Source organism: Actinomadura sp. 7K507, from assembly GCF_004348425.1.
Taxonomy (GTDB): domain Bacteria; phylum Actinomycetota; class Actinomycetes; order Streptosporangiales; family Streptosporangiaceae; genus Spirillospora.
The window spans coordinates 1-9,032 of sequence record NZ_SMKK01000312.1 but is presented as its reverse complement, the minus strand read 5'-3'; the positions used below and the strand labels follow the sequence as shown (position 1 = coordinate 9,032).

Sequence of the window (9,032 nt, the reverse complement as noted above, 5' to 3'; positions counted from 1 at the left end):
TATAATCCATACAGGCGGCATTCCAGTATTGGGATGCATAGCCCCGTCACGTTCGAAGGGCTCAACCTGCCCTCAGACGCCGTCGAGTGACCTCACCTCGGGTGTCCGTGCAACGGGGGGAAGCTCAAACCGTCATAGGCAGTGAAGACGGACTTGTTGCGCGCGTCGGTGGCGGACACCGGACGGTCGAGGTCGTCGTGAATGAAGGTGGTGGTGCCCTTGTCCGGGTCGGTGGCCTCGATCCTGCGGCCACGCAGGTCGTACTCGGTGGTCCAGACGTTGCCGGACGGGTCGGTCACCGAGGAGATCTCGCCGGCGGGTGTGTAGGTGTAGCTGGTGGCGTCGTAGTCGCCGGTGGGGGTGGCGGCCTTGTATTGGCGGCGTTCGACGACCTGGCCGAGGGCGTTGGTGATCTGGGAGGTGGGCGTGGCGCCGTCGGGAGGGGTCACCGAGACGCGGTTGCCGCCGCCGTAGTCGTAGGTCGTGCGCCAGAGTTCCTGGTCCGGCTGGGAGCCGTTCCCGGTCGAGAGGCGTTGGACGGTCGGACGCCCCAGGCCGTCATAACTCGTGCGGGTCTGGCTCTCGACCGCGCCCGGGGTGCCGACGCCGAACAGTTCGGTCGCGGGGGCACCCGTCGCCGGATAGGCCTCGTAGGTTTTGACGGCCTGGCCCCGGTCGTCGTAGAAGGTGTCGGTGATCAGCCGCGCCGACTGGCCCTCGGGCGCCTGCGTGGGAGTCTGGGTCTGCCGGGGGCGCAGCCATCCGTCCAGCAGGCTGACGCCGGTGACACGCAGGCTTCCGGCGACGATGGCCTTGGAGGTGACCGCGACGATCTCGCCGTCGGCGAATCGGTACTCGTACTCGTGGCTGGGGTCTTCGCCGCCGGCCTTGGACCGATCGGGCAGCCATACCTTCCGCAGCCGCCCCAGGCCGTCGTAGACCAGATCGGTGACCAGGCCGTTGGCATCGGTGGCGCGAACCGGCTGTCCCCAGGCCGGATCGAGTTCCTGGCTGGAGGTCAGCGCCGTGGACGGGACGGCAGGGTCGGACGGGGGCGTGGTCGAGGACACCTTGGTGGTGAGCCCCTGCGTTTCGGTGTAGGCGGTGGTCGTGGCCTGGCCGAGAGCGTTCTTGGACTGCGTGACGCGCCCGTAGGGGTCGTAGGTGTTCTCGATCTCGGTCACATAGGCCGGGGTGCCGCCGTCGTAGTCGGAGACGTTCTCGACCTTGGTCGCCCGGCCCTGGCTCGGGTCGGCACCGTGCCCCTGGTTGTCGTAATAGGTGCGGACATCGGAGATGACCTGGTTCGGACGTTCGGCTTCGGCCGTGCAGGCGGCCGAGACGGTCTCCACGCGGGACGGGTAGTCCACCATCCAGGCGCCGGTGTTGTCGGCATAGGTGGTCCGGGTGCATTTGTCGTCGGCATCGGTGGTCACGTCACCGAGATCGTTGACGGCGGTAACGCGTCCGACGCCGGGACCGGATCCCTTGAACTCGTTGTCGACCTCGGTTTGCAGCCAGCCGCCGCCGTCCTTGGCCGTCCAACTTCGGGCGGTGTCGACACCGATCACGTTCGCGGTGACGGTGCCCCACGAGCGGGTTCGTGAGGCCGTCTGCACCCGCCACGGCGTGTTGACGGTCTTATTGTGGACGCTGCCGCCGGGCTCGGTGTACTGCACCGTTCTCAGTGGGAAGCCGACAAGGGCGTTGTGGTCTGTGTGAGTGCCGCCCTCTCCGTCAGAGACGGTGACGCTCTTGGTCCCGCCGGACCTGGTCTTGCGGTCCCCGTCCATACCGCGCAAGTAGTAGGTGTCGGATCGAGTGGACGGGTCGGCGAAATCGCCGGTGAACGTGCGGACGTGACCGTAGCCGCGCCACTGCGACCAGGTCTTGTCCTTCTCCTTGGTCAGCCCGTCGTCGTCGTCGAAATGCCAGGCCGCACCGCCCACGTACTCGTACTTGGTGGCCATGTCCGAGGCGAGCCCGGTGCGGTCGGTCTGGATAACCGACGTCACCACGTACTTGTGGAACCAGTCGGTGATCGGGTCCTCACGCCCCGGTGGCGTCCAGATCACCGGCATGCAGCGCGTCGTGTTGGTCTCCGGCGTCGGCAGATTCGACAAAGAGCAGTCGGTGCTGGAGTACGCGATATCGATCTGCCCGCCGGCCTCGTCGTAAATGGCGCCGAGCCGGTAGCGGGTGTAAGCCAGGATGTCGTCGCCGGTCCTGTCCAGCCGGTTGGCCATTTGGACGTGGTTGAAGGTGACCTTCGGCATTGTCACCGCCCCGCCGCCGTCGGTTGCGGGATGGCCGCTGTGCTCGATCTCATCCAGCAGCAGGTCGCGCTCGACGTCAGCCAGGCCCCAGTCGTGGTCCAGCGACCACGAGTCCACCGGCCGGTAGCCTGACCCGTCCGGCTTCAGGATCTGGGTCTTGATCTCTGTCAGCCGCTTGCGAGACCAGAACGTCGGCGAGAGCGCCCCGTGGTCCTCCTTGCATTCCTGGCCGGAATTGCAGTTCAAGTCCCATGGGACGTCCCACCACTTGTCGGGGTTGTTGCCGATCTTGGACGGGGCACAGTCGAAGTTCGCGTCCGGGATACAGCGCTCGGAGGTGGCGAAGGTGACCTGCGCGGGCGCCTTGGCGAACAGCGCGTCCTTGCGCAGCCCGTAGGAGATCGTCTTCAGATACCCGCCACGCACATAGGGTGTCTCGTCCTCGGGCTTGAGGTTGCGGCCGTAGTGATTGGCCTCCTTGCCGTAGGTGTACAGGATGGCGTTACCGCCCGGGTCGACGACGTAGTCGAGATTCCAGCGGTATGCCTGCTGACACCATGAACTGGCGAAAGACGAAGCGTGGCAGGGCTCACCGGAGTCGTCACCGAACACCGGCAGGGTCCACGCCGAGCCGGTCTCCGGTTTGCCGCTCGTCCAACCGGGAGCGCGGTTGAGGCCGAAGTAGTACTGGATGCCGTCGGTGGTGGTGACCTTCCAGTACTCGCCGTTGTCGTCGCCGTTGTTGTTCGAAGAGCTGGTGAGCTTCTCGAACTTGGTACCGTCGTCGTTCTTCAACCGCCAGGTGCCGTCAGCGGCCTTGATCAGTTCGCCGCCTTTGCCGTTCCATGTGATGGTCGCGTTGTCATACGCCCAGCACTGGTCACCGGGCGAGTTCCCCCACTGGTCCTTAGGAGCGCCGTCCTCCTTGCACGACTTGAAGCGGCGTTCGATGAAGCCCGGCCACAGGTCGAAGCCCTCCCCGACCCACGACGGCTGCCCATTGGTATTGGCGGTACGGCCGTCCACGCTGCTCGAGGAATAGGAGACCGCCACCTTCGGCGTCAGGGCGCCGGGAACCGGCGGCACCCGCATCGGGTACGACCACGAGAAGTCACCGCCACTCCCACCGGCCTCCCAGGTCGCTGAAGGATCCAACGACGTCGCCTTGTAATCGCCCTGGGAACTCCCGGAATCCGCGGCAGCGACAAGCAGCGTCGCATTGCCTTGGGCGGAGCCCGCCGTCGGAGACCCGGACTTGGCGGCCGGCGCGGCCTCCACTTCCGCGGTCAGCCTCTTGTCCTCACCGTCGTTGGCCGTCTCAAGCGGAACGGGTGTACGGCACTCCGGTTCGGCCGGGGTGGTCAGGGCACACTGCGGCAACCGCATGAGCCGCAGGCGGGCGCCATACGCACCCCCGAACGCCTGCCCGAACTTGGCGTAGTCGAGCCGCAGCCGCACCCGTCCGGCCCTGGGAGCATCGGTGCGGGCCACGGTGAACGCCGGCCCGTCCACACCCACGGCGCGAGCGGCATCACGGTCCAGGACCTGAACCCGCACCCGCTCGGCCCACTCCACGCGGCTACGTCCGCGCTCCCGTTCGTCCGGCGGCAGGATCTCGATCGGAAGGTCACCTGCGGCCTTTGCCCGCTGGGGCCCAGCCGGGCGGGCTGATGCCGAGCCGGTGGGAACGTCGACCTCGGCACTGCCGGGTGACGGCCGGACCGCCCTGGCCGCCGGGCCCGGCTTGGTCGCCGGATCCGACTTGCGCGACTTCACTTTCAGAGCCTTGCCATCGACGGGCTCTTGATGGTCGTCGACCGTGGGACGTCCGGAGTTCGGCAGCTCGGCCAAGGCCGGGGGCGCCCACAGCAGCCCGGCCGGCATCACCACCGCCATCACGAGCGCGGTCGCCCTCAGGAACCGGCTCCAGCCCAGCAACAACGCCTTGCCACGGCGACCAGACGCCTTCCGGCCAGCGTTCACAACGTCCTCCAGCACACCATCCGGAGCGGATCACGAAGCAGGGAGTCAAAAAGGAAAGGAGGGAATCCGGTCCGTCGGCCGCGGCCCCGGGAGAGGGCACCGGCCTGGACGCGACGGGCGGGTCACGGGCCCGCCTCGGTCGGTATGTCGTCGAAGATCGCCAGGCGGGTCACCTGTTCTCGGGTGAGCGCACCCTGATACACCCAGATGTCGTCGATGGCGTCGGCCCAGAACTCGGTACCGGAACCGTCTGCCGCTCCGAACTTGTTGCGTCCGACCTGCAGGAGACCGTTCTCTGTTTCGAAGCTCTGGGCCTGATCTTCCTGAGACACTCCCTCGGAAGTCTGGTACAGCTCACCTTCGACGTAGAGGCTGATGCGATCACGTAGCGCGTCGTACACAACCGCGAGGTGCATCCAGTCATCCGGGTCAAAGTCCCCATGGACGGCCACCACAGGTTCCGCAGCGGAATCGTCGCTGTTACGCATCTGGATCTGCCAGCTTCCCTGCTGTGCCGGATCCTCACCCGGCACGTAGCGCAACGCGAACGCGTTAGTGTTCGCACCGCCTTGGGAGAATACGGTCACTGCCTCCTGAGGACGGCCGATCGGCCGGACCCAGCCCGTGATGGTGAAACTGTTGTGGGTGTCCACCACATGCGCCGCGCTTTCGGCGTATGCCTTGGCCGCGGAATCGAGCTGCAGTCCTGCGGGCGCGGTCCAGCCGATTCCGGCCCCCGCGACGATGGCCGCGCCGTTGTGCGGGATGAGTGCGGGCGCACCGGCCGGCCCCCAGAGCGCCTTATCCACCGGCTCCTCGTTAAGCACCCACCGCGCCTTCAGAACCGGATGCTGAGCGACCAGTTCCTCGACCTCCTGGTCACCGACAAGCCGGTCATAAACTCGGACGTCATCGATCTGACCAGGCCAGTGGTCGACCTGCGCTCCGCCGTATTTGGCTCGCCCGATCTGGAGGCCGCCCGTGGCCATCCATGCCGATGTCACCTCGGGACTTGCCGTCCCCTCGTCTCCATTGACGAAGATCCTCAGCTGCTTGGTCCTTGCATCCCACACACCGGCTAGATGCGTCCATTCATCGGTTTGCGCGGGTTGCGCGGAGGTCGCCTGGAACCAGCCGGCTGCGTCGGAATCGTGGGCCGCACGTGCGAACACCCACTTGCCAGTGCTCTTGACGTACTTGAGGTAGAAAGCACTCTTGTAAGAGCCCTCCGCTGAAAGGGCCGTGAAGTCGTTTCCTGCGGCGGTCCCGTCCACCTTCACCCACGCTGACACCGAGAAGCTGCGTTGGGTGTTGATGAGGGGACGGTCGGTCGACGCGTAGCCCTGCGCCGCAGAGTCGAGCTGCAGCGCCGAACCAATCTGGCCTTCGGCTCCCAGCGTCGCGCCGCCGTGGAGGGTCGCATTCAGCGGGGCGGCCTGACTGTAAGCTCGCGGCTTACCCTGCGATTCATCCATCGGCCAATGTGCGATCAGGTCGGTTCCCGAAGGCGCGTTTCCGGCGGCCAGGTCCCCAGCCTCCGAGTCCGACAACGGTTCAGCGAAGACGTGAACGTCGTCGATCGAGCCCGGCCAGTAGTTCAAGAAGCTGCGGTTATAGAAGCTCCGGCCGATCTGGAAAGCGCCTCCGGAGGCAAGCGGTGTCACACCGTTCGCGGTGGCCTGAAGATCGCCGTCCACGTACAGCCGCATCTGAGCGGTACTTTTGTCGTACACACCGGTCAGGTGGCTCCAGGCACCTGTGGGTAGGGGCCCGTCGTCGATTGCCACCTGCCAGGCGCCGCCCCCGTCGTTGGTGTCGGTCGCGGGCTTCTTGAACACGGCTTGCCCGCTGGGCTCCATGCCGAGAATGAAGCCGCTCTGGAACGTCCCGAGTTGGGCCAGGACGTCGCCGGCCTTGATCCGGGCCGGATTCACCCACGCCGATACGGTGAAGCTCTCGGTGCCGTCGACCATCGAGAGACCGCTCTCGGCGAATCCGTACACGCCGTCCATCGACAACGCGGTGCCGTTCTTGCCTTGCGCCCCCAGGGCCGCGGACCCACGCAGCCACGCCGCTCGGCCCGGGCTTGTGGCGGTCGCCTCGGTCGTCCCGGTCCCCTCGTCCATGGCGAACCGTGCCACCGGGGCCGCTCCCGCGTTCACGAGGAACTCGTAGGAGACGCTGGCGCCGTTCTGCCCTGATGGCGCGAACCCCTGCACGGTCATGATGTTGGGGCCTGATTGGGTCGGTGCCAACGCCACCGTCCGCGTAGCTCCACCGGTGGTGTTCACGGTGGCGGCTGTGACGCCGTTCAGAGTGACCTCGTACCGGCTAGCAACACCTTCGGAATCGGAAATGTGGAATAGTCCGCCCTCGCCAACGCCACCACGCCAGGTTCCGTCAGCGGGGTAGTCGGTGGAGGTGATGGTCGGCGCGTCCGGTACTGCGGGGTCGTAGTAGAAGTAGCAGCCTCGCTGTGCGCCGTCGTAGCTCCATGGGCCCCATTGCTCGCCGTCCCAGGCCCGTACGCCCCAGCCGATCAGTGTGCCTTCCGGGATCGTGGACGGTAGATCCTGGTGGAATTTGGTCCCCGATGTCTTCGCTGGTGTCAGGGCCGAAGTCCATTTCGGGCCCCAGTCCGATCCGTCGGCGTTGTTCGCCCAATGCAGAGTGAACTGGCCGCGGACCTTGTTTTTGTCCTCAGTGTCGCGGTCCCACAGGTAGGCGTGCACCCTGGAGATGTCATTGACGGGCTTCGCTTGGCTGGCCGTCACGCACTTGGTGCCCGGATCGGCGTACATCGAGTCGGTGTTGGGCTGGTAGGGCGGGTTGTTGTACTGCACCTTCAGGTACGCGTCATCGGCGAACCGCTTCCACCAGGCCATCGAGGACTCGCTGTAAGCCTTCAAACCCAGCGTGATCGTGCCGTAGCCCTTGTTCACCGCGTCCTGTACGTTCGCACGCAGATTCGCCCCGCCGAACTCCACCGGAGCCCTGGAGCAGTACGCCACCTCACGCGAGGTCAAGTGTTCACCCCAGGCGCCGCCATTACCCCAGGTACCGACGGTGTTGTTCCAGGTGGCGTGCGAGACCAGCGTGCTGGTCCGCCACAACTGCACCGAGGTCGGGTTATCGCAGTTGTAGGCGTCGGTTTCGAACGCGGTAAACTCCACGTTCTGGATGTAGCGGCCCTTGACCGCCGGCAGCGGCATCCGGAAGAACAGCCGCTTGGTCTGGTTCTTCACGCAGTTGGGGTCCTTGGCCACCTCACAACGCCCCATGCCCTCGTTCGACCTGCCGTCGAACTTGTAATACGACTCGCTCGGCCAGCCTGAGGACACCATTGCCCAGCTGGACGCCTTGTTCGTCGTCCACACCGGGTCGATGTACACCGGGAACTTGGTATCCGGCGCCGTCAGCAATCCCTGATCCGGCGTCAAGGTGAGCTTGCCTTCGCCGACTGCCACGTCGATCAGCGCTGTCTTGGCGCCCTCTGCCGGCTCCTCCGTCGGTTCTGCCTTCGCTTGGACGCGGGCTTGTGGCGTCGACCCGGCTTGGGAGGAGTCCCACATTCTCGGGGACGGTGCCTCGAACACCGCGGCGCCCGAACCTGGGTCGGTGGCCTTCAACACCCCGCTGCCCTGCTCTTCGGTCACCGCGAGGCGGGTGTTCTTCATCGCCAGCGCAAGCTTGGCCACTGTCGGGTTCTTGGCCGCGGCGGCGGTCTTGACAACCAGGACGTGCGCGAACCCGTCCGCCTCCGCCCGCAGGCGCAGGTCCACGTCCGGGCCGGCCACGCCCTCGTAGACGGCGGTGTCGTCGTCCAGAGTCGGTTCGGGCAACGCCTGCGGCCATGACAACGCCAGCGTGCGACCCGCCCGGGTCATCTGCACCATCGGGCCGTTCCCGCCACCGGAGAACCTCAGCCCGACCGTCGTCGCGGCAGGGGCGATCTCATCGCTTGAACGGTGCAACGTGGTGTCGATATCGACCCACTTACCGTTCTGACGTGCGCGAACAGGCTGCACACGCTGCTCGATCTCGATACGGCCATTCGGCAGCGCACGCACCGTGCGGGTTTCGCCGTGCCGGGACGTGATCTCCACCGGTTCACCGGTACGCTTCGCCGTCGCGAGGGCCTTCTCCTCGGTCGCCGCGGCTTTCGTTTCGTCGGCGCGGGCTGCGGATTCTCTCATCATCGGCGCCGCCAGCGCCTGTATGAATGCGGCGGCCATCACCAACGCCAGAATGCGGGCCAACCAAGCCGGCCGACGCCAGAAAAGCAATGTGAGAACGGAAGCACAACGACGCGCGACACGACCCATATGTAACCCCATGGCTTAAGGGCTGTTAAGGCCGCCTTAACGTAACCCGACCATCGATTACTGGGAAGAGCAGCCGATGATCTCCTGCTTGTGATCCACGTCACAGTGCTGTTTGCCAGCGGAACGTGGTAATTTCTACGGCCTTTTCTCAGGCTCTCCACGATCTGTGACGACAGATATTCGAAGCGGGGTCAGGCTACTGACCAGATGTGGCCGCAACGTCGGCAAGCGCCTCGAAGGACAGATAGGCCGGGCTTGACAGGACACACCACCCCGATGTAAGTGCTCGCTTTCGCCCTCAGGATGAGGAGGGTGGGTCTGCCTTGTGCCTGCCGTTCGGTTTCAGCGGCGGGACGATCCGAGCCGGGCGGGAGCCCGCACCGCGCGGGAGTGCGTGGCGGGCTCGCGGCGGCTGCGGGAAGCGCGGGGCTGGGACGTCCGGTGGGGT

General features: G+C 66.0%; 2 protein-coding genes. Both read right to left on the bottom strand.

The window, feature by feature from the left end:
• Positions 1–92 precede the first annotated feature (92 nt).
• Positions 93–4,259, bottom strand: a complete 4,167-nt coding sequence (locus E1285_RS40600; RefSeq protein WP_132159927.1) for a hypothetical protein — start codon at positions 4,257–4,259, stop codon at positions 93–95.
• A 122-nt stretch (positions 4,260–4,381) separates the two neighbouring features.
• Positions 4,382–8,494 carry a LamG domain-containing protein gene (locus tag E1285_RS40595; RefSeq protein WP_165966967.1) on the bottom strand — a complete coding sequence of 1,371 codons (4,113 nt, stop codon included), beginning with the start codon at positions 8,492–8,494 and terminating at the stop codon, positions 4,382–4,384.
• Positions 8,495–9,032: the final 538 nt, after the last annotated feature.